Source organism: Kitasatospora sp. NBC_00070 (assembly GCF_045041205.1).
In the GTDB taxonomy this organism is placed as follows: domain Bacteria; phylum Actinomycetota; class Actinomycetes; order Streptomycetales; family Streptomycetaceae; genus Kitasatospora.
The window spans coordinates 62,691-79,307 of sequence record NZ_CP108248.1 but is presented as its reverse complement, the minus strand read 5'-3'; the positions used below and the strand labels follow the sequence as shown (position 1 = coordinate 79,307).

Below are 16,617 nucleotides of genomic sequence, written 5' to 3'. Positions count from 1 at the left end.
GGGGTGGCGCCCGTCTCCTGGCCGCGCCCGCTACTGCTGGCCCTGGGCGTTGCCAGGCGACTCGCGAGGCTGAAGTGGGGGTGGCGGGTGTATGGGGTGGTCGTGGGGGTGCCCGGTTCCTGTCCTGGGGGGCGGGCGGTTGGGTGCCGGGCTCTGCTGGGGCCCGGGGCACAGGGGGCGGCCCCCGGCACTGGGTGGATGCCCGGGGGAGTCGGGGGTGGGCCCCCGCACGCCGGGTGGTGTGCGGGGGCCTGGGTGTGGCGTCCGACCATCGGCCCGCCTGGGGGCGGGGGAGCCCGCCCCGGCCGCGCCCGCCCCAGCCACCCCGGCCTCGTACGCGCGCCGCGGCCGGTGCACCAACCACCAGGTCGTGATCGACGCCAACAGCAGGCTCGTCGTCGCCGTCGGTCTCCCGCTGCCCGGCAACCGCAACGACTGCCGGGCCTTCACCGAATCCGGCGTCGACCAGGCCTGCCGCGACGCACCCGTACTGGCCGACGGCGGCTACCAAGGCACAGGGGTTCTCATGCCCCACCGCCGACGCCGCGGCCAAGAACACCTGACGCCTCAACAGGAAGCCGACAACGCCATCCACCGACGGGCACGAGCCCGAGTCGAGCACGTCTTCTCCCGCATGAAGAACTGGAAGATCCTCCGCGACTGCCGCCTACGCGGAACCGGTGTCCACCACGCCATCCTCGGCATCGCCCGCCTCCACAACCTCGCCCTCACCAGCTAACGACCCACCGATACGGGACAACCTCTAGCTGGACCACGAGCCGGCGGCGCCTTCCCAGCCAGCTCTCGGAGTCCGCCCCCACACCTGCGCGAGCTCGGCCACGACATCGGGGTTGGGGATCCGGCCGCCCTTCCTCTCCCGCCCGCGGGCACACCCATGCGTACGGTGCCGCCAGGCCGCGAATCCGGCCACGCCCCCGGAGTGGTAGCGAGAGAATCACTCCTCATGAACAGCGCCGTACCGGGCCTGATGCCCCGTCACCGCACCACCCCCTCGCACCAGGTGAGGCTGCGCGCCCACCAGAAGGAGGCGATGGCGGCCACCGTGCTGGGCCTCACCCCCCGTCCGGGGCAGCTGGCGCAGGGCGGTCTGCGGGTGACGGTGTAGATGAGGGGCCCCGAGTACCGGGAAGAGCTACGTGGGCGCGTTCGCCGCCCAGCGGCTGGCGCCCCGCAGCTCGGTGCTGGTGGTGGTGCCCTCGCTGAATCTGCTCACGCAGATGATCGGGTCCTGGCGGGCGGCCAGCCGGGGCGGGGAGGTGCGGGCGGTGTGCTCGCCGGTCCAGGACGAACTCCCGGTGGGGGTGACCGCCTCGACCAACGGTCTTATGGCCGCGTCGTGGATCACCTAGGCGGCCCGGGGACTGCGCCGGTTGACGCCCGTTGGCCACCTACGCCTCCGCAGGCGCCAACGCCTTCTGGGCCCGCGCCCAGGGCGAGGTGCTCCCCTCGCTGGACCTGATGGTCTGCGACGAGGCGCACCGCCCCTCCCTCCGGCAGCGTCGAGAAGAGCTGGACGGTCGTCCACGACCAGGCCCAGATCCCGGCCGCGCGCCGCTGCCTGCGGGTCCAGCTCGTCGGCGCCGCTGGTGTGCCGACGCAGGAAGGTCTCCTCCAGCGCGGTGATCAGGTCGGCGTAGGCGGTGCGCAGCTGGGCGGTGATGATGTCGTGGCGGGTGTCGTCGGCGACGACGGGAAGGTCGCGTCGGAGGTGGTGGGCGAAGCCGTGTAGAGGAGCGAGGTCGATCGCTTCGGTGGCTTCGATCCACTCGGGCAGCCGCTCGCTGGTGAGGGTGGTCATTGTCTCGGCGAAGTCGCGGACCTGTTCGGCTCCGGCGGCGAGTTCCGGGCAGCGGGCCAGGAGGTGCTTGATCTGGAGCTTCTCGTCGCTGCCCAGGTAGTCGAGGTAGCGGGTGAGCCATCCGGTGACCTGCCGGACGGTCGCAGGCAGCACCAGCGGGGCCAGTCTTCGGTGTCCGTGCCGATCGTGGCCCGGGCACCATGCACAAGGCGGGCCCGGACCGCGGCGTTGCCGGCCTCACACACGGTGAGCACGCGGCCGCCGGCGGGCATCAGCTGCCCGGCTCCGCCCACCGAACTGCATGAACCTGGCAGCGACCAAGCCGACCGCACTGATCCTGTCGAAGCCTCGCGACCCGAACGCGGCACTCCTTCCTCGAAGGCGTGCCGCGCAGGATCCCCCACTCGCCCGCGCGCGGTGGCGGCGCGCGCCGGTCGCGCTCCCGCGGCCTACCTGCCGGGGGTCTCTCCGGGGCGTGGGAGGGGAAGCAACACCGGGACGAGAATGTCCCGCAGGAAAGAGAATCATGAAGCTTTCGAACGCGGTACCCCGGGCAGGTTCAGGAATACCGCTGCTCGGTCACCTCTGGCCGCTGCTGCGCGACCCGCTCGGGTTCCTGGCCGGCCTGCCGGCCACCGACGGCGCGGTGGAGATCGGCGTCGGACCGGCCAGACTGGTCCTGGTCCGCGATCTCGACCTCACCCGGCAGGTGCTCTGCGACGACCGCACCTTCGACAAGGGCGGGCCGCTCTACCGCCGGATCCGGGAGGTCATCGGCGGAGGTCTGGTCAACTGCCCTCACGGCACCCATCGGCGGCAACGGCGGCTGGTCCAGCCGGCCTTCCGTACCACCTGTCTCGCCAACTACGCGCAGGCGATGACCGACCGGGCGGGCGCGATGTCCACATCGTGGCATGACGGCCAGACCGTGGACGTACGCACCGAAGCGATGACGCTGACCTCCGAGGTGCTGACGGCGACGATGTTCTCCGACACCCTGCCAGCCCCGCTACGCGGCAGGCTCCTCGACGACATCACCACCATCGGCGACGGCATCTACCGGCGTATGCTCATGCCGCCCCCGCTCGACCGGCTGCCCACCCCCGGCAACCGCGCCTACAGCAGGGCGCGTACTCGTCTGCGGGCCGCCATCGAGGAGATCGTCCAGGAACGACGCGCCGGTGCCTCCAGTCAGACTGACTTGCTCTCCGTCATGCTCGCCGCGCGCGACTCGGAGCCGGACCGCGAGGGAGCCAACGGCCAGGGAGCCTGGGGGCTGACGGACAGTGAAATCAACGACACCATCCTCTCGTTCTTCCTCGCCGGAACCGAGACGACGGCGACCACCTTGGCCTGGGCCCTGCACCTTCTCGCCGAGCACCCCTCGATCGAGGAACGGCTGCACCACGAAGTCGACGAGGTGCTCGGCGGCAGAGCTGCCACCCAGGCCGACCTACCCGGCCTGAGGCTGACCGGCAACGTGATCCTGGAGACCCTGCGGCTGTACCCGCCGGTGTGGTTCGTCACCCGCACCGTCACTGACGACACAGTGCTCGGCGGCTACCACCTGCCCAAGGGCACCTCCGTCGTCTGCAGCCCCTTCCTGATCCACCACACCGAGGAAATCCACGCCGCCCAGGCCACCTTCGACCCGGACCGGTGGGCGCCCCGGCCGGTCGGGGCCCCGGCCGCGCCCCGACACGACGCCTTCCTCCCCTTCGGCGGGGGAGCGCGCAAGTGCATCGGCGATGCCTTCGCACTGATGGAGGCCACCCTCGCCCTCGCCACCGTCACGGCCCACTGGCGGCTGGAGCATGTCGAGGGCCCGCCGGTCCGCCCTGCCCGGGGCGCCGTCCTACGGCCGCAGGAGCTGAGAATGCGGGTGCTCACCAGGTCTCCTACGGCTCCGACGCCAACGCCCTCGGCCCCTGCGGCCACCTGTGTGCCGGAGCCCGCGTCCGAGGCTGCGCCGACCCTCGGGCGTCCGGTCGGGCGGATCCTGACAGAGGCCCAGGTCCTGACCGAGCCCGTGCACCGCGCGGCGGTTGACCGATTGCCGTCGGCGCTGCGGCTGGTGGCCGGGTACCACGCCGGCTGGTGGGACGCCGAGGGCCGCCCATCCCCTCGGCGGGGCAAGGCGGTGCGCCCGGCCCTGGTGCTGGCCTGTGCCAGGGCGGTGGCCGGGGCCAAGACCACCGCGCCCACTGTTGCGACCGCCGCTGTCACGGCGGCGGTCGCCGTGGAGCTTGCCCACGACTTCACCCTGCTGCACGACGACCTCATGGACGGGGACCGGCACCGGCGGCACCGGCCGTCGGCGTGGACGGTCTTCGGTGCACCCCGGGCGACACTCGCCGGAGACGCTCTGGTGGTGCTGGCACTCGACACCTTGGCCGCCACGCCGTTGGCCCCGGTACTGACCCGCGCGCTTCTGGATGTCTGCACCGGACAGGCGGCGGACATGGCCTTCGAAGGCCCGGCCGAGGCGACGGTCGAGCAGTGCCTGGCGATGGCGGAGGGCAAGACCGGTGCGCTGCTCGGAGCCGCCTGCCACCTCGGGGCGCTGGCCGCCGGGGCCGGCGCGCAGGAGGCGGACCGCTACCGGCAGTTCGGTCACCATCTGGGCGTCGCGTTCCAACTGGCTGACGACCTGCTCGGTATCTGGGGTGAGCCGGGCGTCATGGGCAAATCCGCCGACGCGGATCTCACCGCCCGCAAGCTGACCCTCCCCGTCGTGGCCGCCCTCGCCTCCGGCACCGCGGCGGGCGACCGGCTCGCCGAGGTCTACCGTCAACGTGAGCCGCTGGACCGTCATGCCCTCGCCGGTATCCGCGAACTGATCGAGGCCGCGGGTGGCCGGAGCTGGGCCCAGGAGGAGGCCGGACGTCGCGCGGTTCTGGCTCTCGGCTGCCTGGCGGACGCGGGCGCCCCCACCGGCCCGGACACCGATCTCGTCCAGCTCGCCGGATTGCTGACCCGCCGTGACCGTTGACCCCACGCAGAAGGACGAGATGAAGAGCCCGCCCGACATGTGGAACGCCGCGGACTGCGGCCTGATCGACGAGAAGGCAGCAGAACTGCTGTCCGCCGTGGGCACACCGGCCGCCGACCGCCGCCGGGCTCCCGCCCCCCTCGGGACCCGTATGGTCGACACCCCCCGCTACCAGCCCTACCGGTCCTGCTCCATGCCCCTGCACGAGAACGGCTACCAGACGGCGCGGAGCATCCTCGCGGCCGTCTACTCGGACGAGGTGCGCCAGGCCGTGCTGGCTGGTGCGATGGCCGACACCGTCCGCCGCACGGTCGCCGTCCAGGCGACGGGGCTGTGGCGCAACGGCGCGACACCCGCCGCCGCAGGGCTGGCCGCCCTCGCCCGGATCGCCCCGCGCAAGGGCGGTGAGGTCAAGCAGCTGTGGGCGGAGTACCGAAGGCGCAACGCGCAGGCGACTGACCCGATCATGGCCATGCGCGAACTCTGGGGCAGCATCTACACCTGGCAGTTCATCCGGGGCGAAGACGCGCGGCTGCACGACCTGTGCGCTTCGCTGCTGTGCCTGACCACCGCCGTGGACTTCGCCGGTGCACGCGACGACTCCGGCGCCGGCGGGCACCACCCCTACATGGTGGCTGCCAGCGAAGGCCTCACCTGCTTGGCGGGGACCGCCGTCAACCAGACCATCCAGGACATCGTCGCGGTGGGCGGCCTGATGACGGTCAAGGACGCCCTGACCGAGGCCGTGCCCGATGCCGCGTCCGGGCCGCCCGGCACCTCCGTGACGCCGCACGAGTTCCTGCGCGCACGCTGGTGGGACGGCGCGATGGCCCCGCACCACCGGGTGATGCTGGCCACCGACCACTACCGGCACGTCAGCGACGACCACGGCGTCTTCACGACCACCCGCTCCTGCCCCGCCATCGCCCGGTCGGTCGACAACCTGCTGCGGTACAACGACATAGTCGACGCCGTGTCGGACTACGTGCACCGGGAGTGCTTCAACACTCTCCTGCTGGCCTTGGTCTGCGGCGGATGCCGGAGCGTGGAAGGCTACGGGGCCGCCTTGTCGGAGGCCTGCGACGCCGCCCTGGCCTGCGAGTGCGGGCAGACCGGTCATCAGGAGGCGGCCGAGCTCTCCATGGGCGCCTGCCTGTGGTACCTCCTGGTGCCGCGCTACCTCGTCGGCCGTCAACTCGACGTACTGGGACGCCCGGGCAGCCAGGTGGCCGCCTCCTACGCCCTGCCACCACCGGGGCGTCGACTGCGCAGCACCGGGTGCACACTCACACCCGGCGCCGAGCTCCACACAGCGGCCTGGGAACCGCTGTGGCGCGCCGGAACGGTCCGGTCCGTCGACGACAACGCCCAGCGCGTTCTGCGCAGATGCCTCCCCGACGCCACCGGCTCCACTCACTGCTCCACCGAGGCCCACTCCGCCCTCGCGCGCTGCGAGGGCGCCGAGAGCATCCACGACCTTGCTCGGCTCGCGGAGAACTGGCAGCGTCTCTACGACGCCGTCCTGTCGGAGAGCGGGGCCCCCCGCAGCGGCTCCGCGGCCGCACTGCGACCACTGATCGGCCGGATCTGGCGCCAGGCCGTCCTCGGCCGGACGCCTGCGGGCGGCACAGCGGCCGGGCTGTTCATCGACGTGGACCAGGCGGTCAGGGAGACGTACCGCCTGACCGCTGAGGAAGGACTCAGGGTACGCCGAGCCTTCTTCGGGGTCTGCACGGGAATGGTGGAACTCGCCGGGGTCAACCCCTACAACCGCATGGTCGCCGGAATCGTCAGCACCTGCCGATGACATCCGACACCCACGCGGGGCCGGCGCCCTCGTCCTCGGTACGACAACCTGAAGGCGGCGGTCCGTCAGGTCTGCTTCGGGCGGGACCGGGACGAGTCGACCCGCTGGGTGAGTTTCCGGTCCTGGGACGGTGTGACGCCGTTCTACTGCACCCCTGGTGAGCTCGGCCTTGAAGCTGGGATCTTGGTTGCTAACAGGTCAGTTGACGGCTCGCCAGGAACGCAGGTGTGGGATGCCCCGCACCACCACCCGGACCCGGACCCGGACCCGACCCCTCGCCCATGGTGCCGATGCCCGGCCCGGCCCACGGGCCCACCGGCACCGTCACTTCCCGCCGCCCTCCCCTCACGGTGGGGGTGGGCACAAGCCCCCCCCGTTACCTTTTTCGTGGCCCCGCAACGGGGCTCCCGGCCTCCGGCCCGGCATGACTGTTCCCTGTAGTTCGCATGATCCGGGGGTGGTGTCACCGGGCCGGAGGCACCGGTAGACCGCTGATAGACGCAGGACCACCAGCTCGCTGGGAGGCTCTTCGTAACGTGGATGCCGGCGACTGGTGCCACGCCAACGAGGCCGGGACAGCACGACCTCGTAAGGGAACAGCGTGATCGACACCGGAGATGTGGACGCCTTCCTCGGCCTGGACGTCGGCAAGGGCGAGCACCACGGCACCGCCCTGACCCCGGCCGGCAAGCGGGTCTTCGACAAGCGGCTGCCGAACAGCGAACCGTCGAGTTCCTCGGGGAGGGCGGGCGGGTTGGGAAAACTCATGGAGGTGCCGTTCTCTTGAGTGATGTGTGGCCAAAGGCTTTCGCGGAGCGGGTGTTGGCTCAGCGGCCGAGGGCCTGCCAGCCGATGGTTCCGTTCTGGACGGAGTGGGCTTCGTCCGCGCGGACGACCTCGCCGGCGGGCTTGCTGTCCGCGATGTGTCCCAGGATCGAGAGGAGGTCGTCGTCGGCGAAGCGCCCGGCGGTGGCCGCGAGGCCGAGGGCCTGGTCGACCTTGTCGTTGCCCAGGACGGTGGCCAGCTCGACCGCTCGGGCCATTTTGGCGCGGATACGGGTGGCGTCGGCGGGCCCGGCTTCCTTGAGCCAGCGGCCCGCGCCGGGGCCGATGCCGACGAACGCGATCTCCGCTTCCGAGCGGGGCTGGAGCCTGGGCTGGTGGATGCCGCGGCCGTCGGGATGGTCGGGATAGTGGGCGTCGATGATTCTCGGAACACCCGGGGTGGAGAGCTGGTGACGCCAAATCTCCGCGAGATCACCGGAGTTGGTGAGGGCGGTGATGGACAGTTCCTCGCCGACGACCCGGCACCACACCCTCGCTCCGGTATAGCCGGGCGGGGTCGAGTAGCGCACCGCGTTGAAGCTGGTGGTGCGGTCCGAGCCGACCAGCCGTTCCTCACCCAGCGCGAGTGCGAGCGGCTCGACGGGCAGAATGTGCAGGGTGGTGCGTTCGACGTCCAGGCGGTCGGCGGGTATCTGCCCGGTCGCCCGGTGACGGCGCGAGTTCACCGCATCGCACCAGGTCAGGCAGGCATCGGCGAGCTCGGCGAACGAGTCGTAGGCGGGCAGCAGGTTCGCGCTCGTCGGCACCAGATCAGCCTTCGCGATCTTGACCGTCGCCTCCGCACCGCCCTTCGATTCGGGATCGTAAGGGACGCAACTGACCACCTGGCAGCCGTAGTGCCGGCCGGCGGCGACCATCTGCGGGTGCCGCACCGGGATCCCAGGGGTGTTTCAAAGTCCCGCTGATCGTGTGAGTCCGCAGGTCACGATGGTGTGAGAGGTCTGAGTCGGCCCGTCACGTACGCATCGAAGCTCCGGTTGAACCAAGGCCGCGAAGTTAAGCGGCCGATGGGTCTGTCAATGGCGCGGGTTGTGCTGGCTGCTGGTGATCGTGGAGCATCCAGGCCGGCGCGAGCGTGTAGGTCGCGCGGGCGACCTTCTGCAGGAGGCCTTCCCTTGCCCAGTAAGCGAGTTGGGTGCAGACGCTCCTGTAGTTCGTCCACCCCAGGACCTGTGCGATCTCGGTGGCGTGCCAGGCCCGGTCCGGGGAGGCCCGCAGGAACTGGAGGACCTGGTTTCTGCGGCCGGCTCCGGTCTGTCCGTTCGAGCTGCCGCCCGCCAGTGGGGCGTCGGGCCTGGAGATTTCGCGATGGATCTCGATGTCCAGACGCATGATCTTCTGGCTGGTCAGCGGGTGCGCTGTGGTCGGGTTGGCCGGGTAGCGCGAGGTCGGGGACTTCACCTTGCGGGCGCTGATGCGCGGGCGTCGGCTGGGCAGGAGGGCGGCCAGGACGGCATTGGCGATACCTCCGGCTGCTGCCGGGCCCTGACCCTCGGGCAGGACGCCGCCTGCGCAGACCACCAGATCGCGAGCCGATTGGAGCGCGACGGTAAAGCTGGCCCGGTCGGGATCGGTGCCGGGGGCGGACTCAACTGCGTCCACCATCGCCGCTCGTAGTGCCTGGTAGAGGACCAGGAGAGCCCACATCTTCTGTTCCAGACCCGGCGCGTCGCAAGAGCGCAGGACCCGGCCGGTGAGCAGGGTGTGGCGCAGGGAGTAGAAGGCGGACTCGATCTCCCACCGCTCGTGATACAGACGGACGAGTGCTTCGGCCGGATCGGCACGGTGGTCCAGAAGGGTGGAGGCCAGCCGGTAGTGGCCGCCGATGCGCTGTCCTGCGCTGGTGGTGACAGTGACGTCGGCTTCGATGATGCGCAGGTCCAGGCCGTTGAAGCGGGTGAGGTAGGAGCCGTCGGGCAGGGTGGCAAGGATGGCGGGACGGCGCTTGGAGCTGATCCGGACCAGCAGTTGGGCTCCGGTGTCGGCGATGGCTCCCAGGAAATCGTCGCTGTCGAAGCCCCGGTCGGCAAGCAGGAGCACCTGGGGTGACAGCAGTGGCAGCAGCATCGACGCCTGCGTCGTCTCACCGGTGCTCGTCGGCCCGAAGACCGCCCCCAGGAGCCCGCAGCACCGGGTAGCCGGCCATACCCCAGTGGTGCCGGACCTTGCCGAGCAGGGAGCGGATGCGAGGCTGGTCCGGGGCCTTGATCGAGCTGCAGCCGTCGAAGGCGACGGTTCGCCAGTGCCTGTAGCTCACGCCGGGTGTCGACGGCCGGGCCAGTGGCACCGCCAGGACCTCGAACAGTGCCCGCAGCGGTGCCGGCCCCAGGCGTCGCCGCAGGTCCCGAAGCCCCTTCTCCGAGGGCACATGCAGATCCAGCCCGTGCAGGCCCGCGACGAGCTTGTCCCACACCCGCTGGTAGCCCAGCGTGGGGAACAGCCCCAGTCCGCGAGGACGCGTCCAGGGTCCGCACCGGGCATGGCCCCGAGAACATGGCGACCCTGCGCAACCTGACGATCAACGCCCTCCGCGCTGCAGGGCACCACAACATCGCCGCTGGCCTCCGGCACGCCTCCTACGAGCCCTTCACCCGCCCGCTTGACCTCCTGGGCATCGCCTGACCGGCGCACTCACGAGCTCATCGGACTTTGCAACACCCCTGCCTTCCGAGGGTCCTGCCAGTACGCCTTGTCCCGGCACAGCTTCGGCCGGGGACAGTAGCGGCGACGGGCACCGCCGGGCGTACGGGTGCGCGGCACGCGATGGCGGTCAACGAGACGATCGCCGCGTTCGTCCTTGGCGGCACCGCGACGGACGCGCCGGGCGGGGTCGGCACGGTGGCGGACTGGGCGACGGAGGTGGAGTACGCGCTGGCGGGTGGCTGGCGGAAGGTGCGCCCGGACGCGGTGTGGCAGGGCGCGGAGACCGGGGTGCCGGTGCTGATGGTGGAGGCCGACCGCTCGACCATGTCGCCGGAGCGGGTGGCCGCGAAGTTCACCGCCTACCGCGAGCTGTTCCGCGCCAAGGTGAGGAGCACCGATCCGGTGCTGGCCTATGAGGAGCCGGAGGACCGGATGGTGCACTGGTGGCGCCGGACCTGGCCTGACCACGACCGGCCCGGCTATCCGCCCGTCGCCCTGGTCTTCACGGGAGCCGGGCCCACCGCCTGGACGACGACCGCCCCGGTGTGGCCACCAGTGTCCCCTACGCCACCGCCGGCCCGGTCCAGGGAAGCACCCGCCGCGAGTTACGAAGGCCCCGGCCCGGCCTGTACCGCATTGTCAGCCTTCGGGAGGACACCCTCCGGAAGCCCCCCGGGGGGCTTCCCGCGCGCAGCGGGAACCGGCGTGCCAGCTACCCAGCACGCCGCACCCTGGCCGCCTGGTGCGCGACCCAGCCGATCCGGCTGGCGGTCGCGGCGTGTGAGTGCTGGTCTGCGGACACTCATCACTGCCTTGTGCAGTGCGTTCTTGGGCGTGCCTGGGGAGGGAGGGCGCAGCGATGCTGGCAGCCGGTGCAGGCCGTGACGCGGCTGTGCGAGGGACAGACGGGTGAGGTCATGGGCCAGGAGAAGAAGCGGGGCCAGTCGGGTGCTCATGTGGGCCCGCACGGGCCTGGGGGCCGAACCGCAGCAGACAGTGAGCTGGGGGAGGAGATGGAGGTCACCCTCGTTGCCGGGGGTGACCGCGCATCGCACCGTGCCCGGCCGGTTCTGAGCGTGTTTCCGGTTCCGTCACCGGTGCCGGCCGAGGAGGAAGGGCTTCGGCAGAGGTATGGGCCGCCGCGCTGGGTGGCGCTCGACAGCGGTGCGCGTTGCTGGGCCTGGGTGCTTGAATCTCGGGTCGGCGGCCAATGACGGGCCACAAGGGCAACGATTCACCTCCGGCACCGGCCGGGACCTGCCCGCCAGGAACGGACGACGACCTACCGACGGGGGCTCTGTCTCATATCCGGTGGTAACGAGACGTAACTGCCGTTGCTGAAGGTGATGGTCCCAGGTCGAGGGCCGTACGGCCGGGGCTGGTGGCCCCGGAAGCATGCGGTCCTCCGAGGTGGAGAGCCCCGTGAGGGTGTGACGCCACGCGGAGGCCCGAAGCACGGCGACCTGCCACGATCCGCTCACCGACACCCGCCCGGCCTACCTGACACTCCGTTACCACCGATTACGGGACGGAGCCGAATTCCTGATACTCCCTCGCCTGGGCCCGGGCAGCGGGGTGACATGGCGGCGTTCCGCACCCGAAGCTGCGCGCCGCTCGTTGTTTGGTGGGGGTGTCAGGTGTGCAGGAGGCTGTTGCTGCCGTTGTGGCCGTCAGCGTTGTCTTCGTCGAACCAGTAGTCGCCGTGGGCGAGGTAGCGGAAGCCCAGCTGCTGGTCGTGGGGGAGGGCGACGGTGACTGCCCGGCTGCCGTCCGGGCGGGGCATCAGCGGATGGGCGCCGGGCCGCCAGCCGTTGAAGTCACCCACCACACTGGCATCCCCTGCGGGGTGACCCGCGGGGAGGACGAAGGTGACCTCGGTCTGCTTCTTGGTGCGGGTGCGCTCCAGCATGAGCCGCTGCTCCTTGGGGGTGTCGGTTGGGGGGAGGTGTTGTTCTTGATACTCGTGTGAGCGGGGGCCGCGGGCCGCGCATGGCGGGGCGGAACGGTTCTGCTGTCACCTGCGCGGAGTAAGGGCGTTCCCGGGCCTGCCCGGGAACGGCGGGGCTGCCGCGGTACCGGAGTACCAACGGGGCTGGCTGGCGTCGGTGGTCCATACGTTGTTGCCGTTGGCCTTGGCGTCGAAGATTCCGAGCTTGGCCCAGGTGTTGGGGCCCCGGAACAAGGCTCTCGCGGCAAGCCCGGCATCTGCAGCGCTGCTTTGCAAGCCCCGGCTCCAGTCCAGTGGTCCCCCGCGACAGGTCGACCCACCATCTGGCCACCGTGTCGTACACCCACGGAGCCTCTGTCTCATCTCCCATGCCATGGATCATGCCGCCCAGACGCAGTGTCGTCCGGCAATTTGCGGCACTCCACCCATCGCCTATCTCGCTGCTGGTCTATGCGCGGAAGCTGCACAGGGCCCATCCGGCTTCATTGCAGCGTTCGTTACGCTCTGGGTGTAACAAAAGCTGCAATGGCATGTAAGTATTGATGTATGGACCAGGCGGAGCAGATGGTGGCCGTCAACGGCATCGCCGCTGATCAATGGGGCCTGCTCACCGCCAAACAAGCCGCAGAACAAGGCGTCAGCGGCGTACGGCTCAAGCGCCTCACCGACAACGGCCTCCTCCAGCACGTCGGCCGCGGCGTCTACATCGTCCCCGGCGCCGGCTACCCCCAGCACCTGGAGATCAAAGTCGCCTGGCTACGCCTGGCACCCTCCAAAGCAGCCTGGCAACGCAGCACCACGGACCCTGACTCCGGCGTGGTCTCCCACACCTCCGCATGCCTCCTCCACGACCTGGGTGACATCCCCGCAGGCAACGTTGAAATCACCGTTCCGCGACGCAGGGTCACCCGCGACCCGGACATCCACCTGCTGACCGGCTACCTCGAACCCGAAGACATCACGCTGGTTGACGGCCTGCCGGTCACTACCGCCGAGCGCACCATCATCGACCTGCTGCGCGCCCGTGCGGACGCCGGCCACATCGGCGGAGTCATCGCCGACGCCGAACACCGCGACCTCATCACCACAAAGTCGCTCTCCGCAAGAGTAGCGCCCTTCGCGAAGGCATACGGCGTTGCTCCGGCGGCGGACGGAAGGGTGCTGATCGACCATCTGGTCACGCAGGCCGGCGCCCGCCTGCGCGCTGACGACGTCAGAGACGTTGCCCGGGTGGCGTACGGCCGAGGAGCCGCAGACGCCTCGAGGAACACGCCCGTCCTTCAGATCTTGGCGGCGAGGTTCGCCGAAGCGCGCCCGCCAGATCTCCTCAACCCTGCGACGCGTGAAGCACTTCGGTCGATCGTCTCCCCGATCGACGACGCGGTCCTCAAGCGCATGGGCGAACTCTCCATGGCGGTTGAGACCCGAGCCGAACTCCGGGCCGCCATGGAACGAATGATGACCCCGTTCAACGAAGTGGTGCGTGACGCCATCACCCGCCTGGAGTTGCCCGCGATCAACGAGGCGATGCGGGAGGCCTTGTCTCGGCTGGAGCTCCCCGCGGTAGTGGCACAAGACGCTCTGCACCGCCTGGAACTCCCCGCCGCAGACGCAGACCAGGTGCGAAAGATCGCGGAGATCGTGGACGAGGGCTTGCGCGGTCTGGGGAGCGCCGCACTGAACCCTGACGGCTCGAACGCTCTCCCACCGTCCGAGACAGACACCGAAGGCGCAACACCCGATGAGGAGCGGCAACGCCAGGGCCACTCAGCACCAGACGTCCCCACCACTGGCCGCTGACACACAGCCGCTCCGCAGCGGTGACCTTTGACTGTGCTTCAGACAACGCCTGCGCTCTAGGCTTGCCGGAAGAACGAGCAACGGAGAGCAGCGAGTGGGCAAGACGTACGCGACCCCGGGCGCCTTCGAGGCGGCGCTGAACCAGGCGTCCAGGTCGGCTTCCGCCTGGGCCAGCGCGGCCTTCGCCGTCTCCACCCCGCTTACGGCTCCGCTCTCCCGCCGCTCTGCTTCCACCAGATCGTGCTCGGCCAGCTCCAACTGGTACTGCGCCTCGGCGGCTCCCGCTCCCGCCGCCTGGGCCTCCTGCTCGGCCTGCTCCGCCCGCACCCGGCGCGGTGGGATGTCGAGGTCGTAGACGGCGCCGCTGATCCGTACCAGGCCCGGGAGACTGCCCCACTCGTGTCCGTTACCGGGTGTCAGCGGGCGAGGGTGACGGTGAGGCCGGTGTTGTCGCAGTCGGAGGCGAGGTTGCGCAGGGCGTTGTGTTCGGTGGGGTCGACGGTGAGGTTCCAGCGGGTCTTGATGGCGGTCCAGTCCTGCAGGTAGGTGCAGCGGTAGGCGGTGGCGGTGGGCAGCCACTGGGCGGGGTCCTTGTCGGCCTTGGACCGGTTGGACTGGAAGCTGACGCCGATCAGCGCCCGGGGCTCATCCAGGTCGTTGGCGTAGGTCTGGCGCTCGGCGGCGGTCCAGGCAGATGCTCCGGAGTCCCAGGCCTCGGCGAGGGGGACCATGTGGTCGACGTCGATCTTCGAGGCGTCGGTGTGGTGACGTCGTCGTACAGGGACAGCCACTGCCCGCCGGTCAGCGCGCACTTGGCGCCGACCGTCGGCGCGACAAGCGCCTCGGCGAGGATGACCTCCTTGCGGGCGTCGCACCCGTTGCGGTCGGCGTCCACCCAGTGCCGGAACGCGCTGCGGACGTATCCGGTGCGGTCCTCGTCGGCTTCGGTGAGCTGCTCGATCGCCTCGTACAACGGCACGGTGACGATCTGTCCGTCCTCCCGCCGCGCCCCAGCCGGGGATCCGCCGGCGGCGGCCTGGGCGGGCGCGGCGGCCAGGGTGGCGAGCAGAGCCGCTCCCGCGGCGATGGTGAGCGCTGTCTTGGCCAGGGCAGGGATCCGCAACGTGACTCCTTCGTCGACGACTTGTCGTGGACCTTCCTGACGCCCTGGTACGGATCTTGAGTACCCGTCAGCTGGCGGGCCACCCCAAAGAGGGAGAAGTCATATCGGCCCGCAGCCGTCCGCGATCAAGGGCCTGCTGCCCGGCCGCAGCCGCGCCCAGGACGGGCATCGCGTACTGCCAGGGCTGTCAGTCGCAGGTCAGGAGTCGGTCAGGCGGGGCGGGCAGAGTGGTGTCACGCCGAAGGGGCAAGCGCCGCCCCGGAGGTTTGGGAGAGGTGCCCGGAGTGGCTGATCGGGTGCCTGGCCGGTAACGGTCGAGCAGGACCTCTCGGGGTCCGCGCAGGTTCGAATCCTGCCCTCTCCGCCCATCCACTGCCCCGGGCCTGACCGGTCGCTGGGCCTGGTGCAAGCAGGCGGCGACCGGCCATGCCGGGACTCTTCCGGCGGGCATTGGAGTGCCGGAGAGCGGCCCGATCCTCGCACGCACCACCGACAATCCCCCGAGCACGGCAGGGTCTGTATGGGCCGGCACTGCCACCCCAGATGGCCGTCGCCTCCGCCTCCCGCCACCTGCGCGCAGCTTCCTGACGGCTCGTCGCCTGGCTGACCGCCGCCGGGGACGAGCCGCTCACCGTCGTAGGCGTGGGGCCGTTGCCGCACAGGTGGTGAGGCTGCCGGGCAGCACGCTCGCCTGGCCGAAGCGTCTGTTGGCTTTGTCGATGGCGGGTTGCAGGCGGCGGGCGTCCTCGGTGCTCTTGTCGAGGGTGAGCTGGACGTAGACGTCGCCGGCTGAGCCGAGTCCGCCGGCCCGTGCGGTGAGGGTCCGGATGCGGGCCCGTTCCAGGCGCAGTGCGCCGAACATGGCGTACAGCGTCTCCTGCAGGACGGTGGTCTGGCCGGTCGGTTCGGTGAGGGTTCGTGTTCGGGTGGTGCGGGTGCGGTCGGCGTAGGTGATCTGGAGCTCGATCTGCCGGGTGACCTGGTGGTCATGGCGGAGCCGGGCGCCGAGTTCGACGGCCAGGGCGAGCAGTGCGCGGTTGGCTTCGGCGGGGTCGAGGACGTCGTGGTCGAAGCTTCGCTTGGCGGTGACGGATGCGGGTGGTCCGGCCGGGGTGATGGTGCGTGGGTCGTGGCCGTCAGCGCGCTGGGCGAGGAGTAGGCCGGTGGAACGTCCGGCGATCCGTTGAACGGTGGCCGGCGGCAGCATGCGCAGGGCGCCGACGGTGTGGACGCCGTAGCGGTGGAACTTGGCGCCGAGGGCCGGGCCGATCCCGGGCAGGGCGGTGACGGGCTGCCGGTCGAGGAAGTCGGTGACGGCGTCCTGGTCTGCGGGCACGATGAGCGCCTGGCCGGTGGGGACTGTGTCGGCGGCGATGGTGGCGATCATGCGGCTTGGTCCACCGCCTGCCGAAACGGTGATGCCGAATCGGGCTGCGATGCGGGTCTGGATCCGGTCGGCCAGCTCGGCCGGGGTGGTCTTGAAGTAGGTGAGTGCGCCGGTGATGTCGGCGAGCGCCGAGTCGGGTGGCAGTGCCTGGACGGCTGGGGTGATGTCCCCGAGTGTCTGGAGGACTTCGCCGTAGGTCTCGAAGCCGACGCCGTGGAAGCGCAGGTGAAGGATCGTCAGCTGTCTGGCCAT

General features: G+C 70.5%; 13 protein-coding genes, 1 tRNA gene and 3 pseudogenes. 11 read left to right on the top strand and 6 right to left on the bottom strand.

Features of this window, described 5'->3' with window-relative positions:
- Positions 1–355: 355 nt before the first annotated feature.
- From OHV05_RS35415 to OHV05_RS35405, 3 genes and pseudogenes are all read left to right on the top strand, one after another.
- Positions 356–739, top strand: a pseudogene (locus tag OHV05_RS35415) (transposase); the annotation flags it as partial.
- A 225-nt stretch (positions 740–964) separates the two neighbouring features.
- Complete coding sequence (locus OHV05_RS35410; RefSeq protein WP_331729994.1) at positions 965–1,126, top strand: hypothetical protein; 162 nt, start codon at positions 965–967, stop codon at positions 1,124–1,126.
- A gap of 31 nt (positions 1,127–1,157) precedes the next feature.
- Positions 1,158–1,370 carry a hypothetical protein gene (locus tag OHV05_RS35405; RefSeq protein ID WP_405021618.1) on the top strand — a complete coding sequence of 71 codons (213 nt, stop codon included), beginning with the start codon at positions 1,158–1,160 and terminating at the stop codon, positions 1,368–1,370.
- Here the strand turns inward: OHV05_RS35405 and OHV05_RS35400 are convergent.
- On the bottom strand, positions 1,367–1,972 hold the full coding sequence (locus OHV05_RS35400; protein ID WP_331729988.1) for a hypothetical protein: 606 nt from the start codon (positions 1,970–1,972) through the stop codon (positions 1,367–1,369). The two genes, OHV05_RS35405 and OHV05_RS35400, sit on opposite strands and share 4 nt — an antisense overlap.
- 373 nt (positions 1,973–2,345) lie before the next feature.
- Between OHV05_RS35400 and OHV05_RS35395 the strand changes: the two genes are divergently transcribed.
- The 3 genes and pseudogenes from OHV05_RS35395 to OHV05_RS35385 form a co-directional block, all read left to right on the top strand.
- On the top strand, positions 2,346–4,811 hold the full coding sequence (locus OHV05_RS35395) for a cytochrome P450 (RefSeq protein ID WP_331729986.1): 2,466 nt from the start codon (positions 2,346–2,348) through the stop codon (positions 4,809–4,811).
- 19 nt (positions 4,812–4,830) lie between these two features.
- Positions 4,831–6,618, top strand: coding sequence for a hypothetical protein (locus OHV05_RS35390; RefSeq protein WP_405021617.1), 1,788 nt, complete (start codon positions 4,831–4,833; stop codon positions 6,616–6,618).
- A gap of 601 nt (positions 6,619–7,219) precedes the next feature.
- Positions 7,220–7,345, top strand: a pseudogene (locus OHV05_RS35385) (IS110 family transposase); the annotation flags it as partial.
- 100 nt (positions 7,346–7,445) lie between these two features.
- On the opposite strand, the gene OHV05_RS35380 reads toward OHV05_RS35385, so the two are convergent.
- Both OHV05_RS35380 and OHV05_RS35375 read right to left on the bottom strand, forming a co-directional pair.
- The gene (locus tag OHV05_RS35380; protein WP_405021616.1) at positions 7,446–8,336 is read right to left on the bottom strand and encodes a hypothetical protein; all 891 of its coding nucleotides are present in this window, start codon (positions 8,334–8,336) and stop codon (positions 7,446–7,448) included.
- Between the two features lie 436 nt (positions 8,337–8,772).
- Positions 8,773–9,910 (bottom strand): annotated as a pseudogene (locus tag OHV05_RS35375) (transposase); the annotation flags it as partial.
- Between the two features lie 47 nt (positions 9,911–9,957).
- Here OHV05_RS35375 and OHV05_RS35370 point away from each other — a divergent pair.
- Positions 9,958–10,086, top strand: coding sequence for a hypothetical protein (locus OHV05_RS35370; RefSeq protein WP_331729971.1), 129 nt, complete (start codon positions 9,958–9,960; stop codon positions 10,084–10,086).
- Between the two features lie 27 nt (positions 10,087–10,113).
- Positions 10,114–10,992: a replication-relaxation family protein gene (locus OHV05_RS35365; protein WP_331729969.1), complete on the top strand. Its 879-nt coding sequence runs from the start codon at positions 10,114–10,116 to the stop codon at positions 10,990–10,992.
- Positions 10,993–11,740: 748 nt separating this feature from the next.
- Here OHV05_RS35365 and OHV05_RS35360 read toward each other — a convergent pair.
- Complete coding sequence (locus OHV05_RS35360) at positions 11,741–12,016, bottom strand: isoamylase early set domain-containing protein (RefSeq protein WP_331729966.1); 276 nt, start codon at positions 12,014–12,016, stop codon at positions 11,741–11,743.
- 585 nt (positions 12,017–12,601) lie between these two features.
- Between OHV05_RS35360 and OHV05_RS35355 the strand changes: the two genes are divergently transcribed.
- Both OHV05_RS35355 and OHV05_RS35350 read left to right on the top strand, forming a co-directional pair.
- Positions 12,602–13,855, top strand: a complete 1,254-nt coding sequence (locus OHV05_RS35355) for a type IV toxin-antitoxin system AbiEi family antitoxin domain-containing protein (protein WP_331729960.1) — start codon at positions 12,602–12,604, stop codon at positions 13,853–13,855.
- A gap of 94 nt (positions 13,856–13,949) precedes the next feature.
- Positions 13,950–14,210 carry a hypothetical protein gene (locus OHV05_RS35350; RefSeq protein WP_331729957.1) on the top strand — a complete coding sequence of 87 codons (261 nt, stop codon included), beginning with the start codon at positions 13,950–13,952 and terminating at the stop codon, positions 14,208–14,210.
- Between the two features lie 61 nt (positions 14,211–14,271).
- Here the strand turns inward: OHV05_RS35350 and OHV05_RS35345 are convergent, their stop codons facing one another.
- Positions 14,272–14,646: an HNH endonuclease family protein gene (locus OHV05_RS35345; RefSeq protein ID WP_331729954.1), complete on the bottom strand. Its 375-nt coding sequence runs from the start codon at positions 14,644–14,646 to the stop codon at positions 14,272–14,274.
- 601 nt (positions 14,647–15,247) lie between these two features.
- Here OHV05_RS35345 and OHV05_RS35340 point away from each other — a divergent pair.
- Positions 15,248–15,342 (top strand) — tRNA-Tyr (locus OHV05_RS35340).
- 264 nt (positions 15,343–15,606) lie between these two features.
- On the opposite strand, the gene OHV05_RS35335 is transcribed toward OHV05_RS35340, so the two are convergent.
- The gene (locus tag OHV05_RS35335) at positions 15,607–16,617 is read right to left on the bottom strand and encodes a hypothetical protein (RefSeq protein WP_331729950.1); all 1,011 of its coding nucleotides are present in this window, start codon (positions 16,615–16,617) and stop codon (positions 15,607–15,609) included.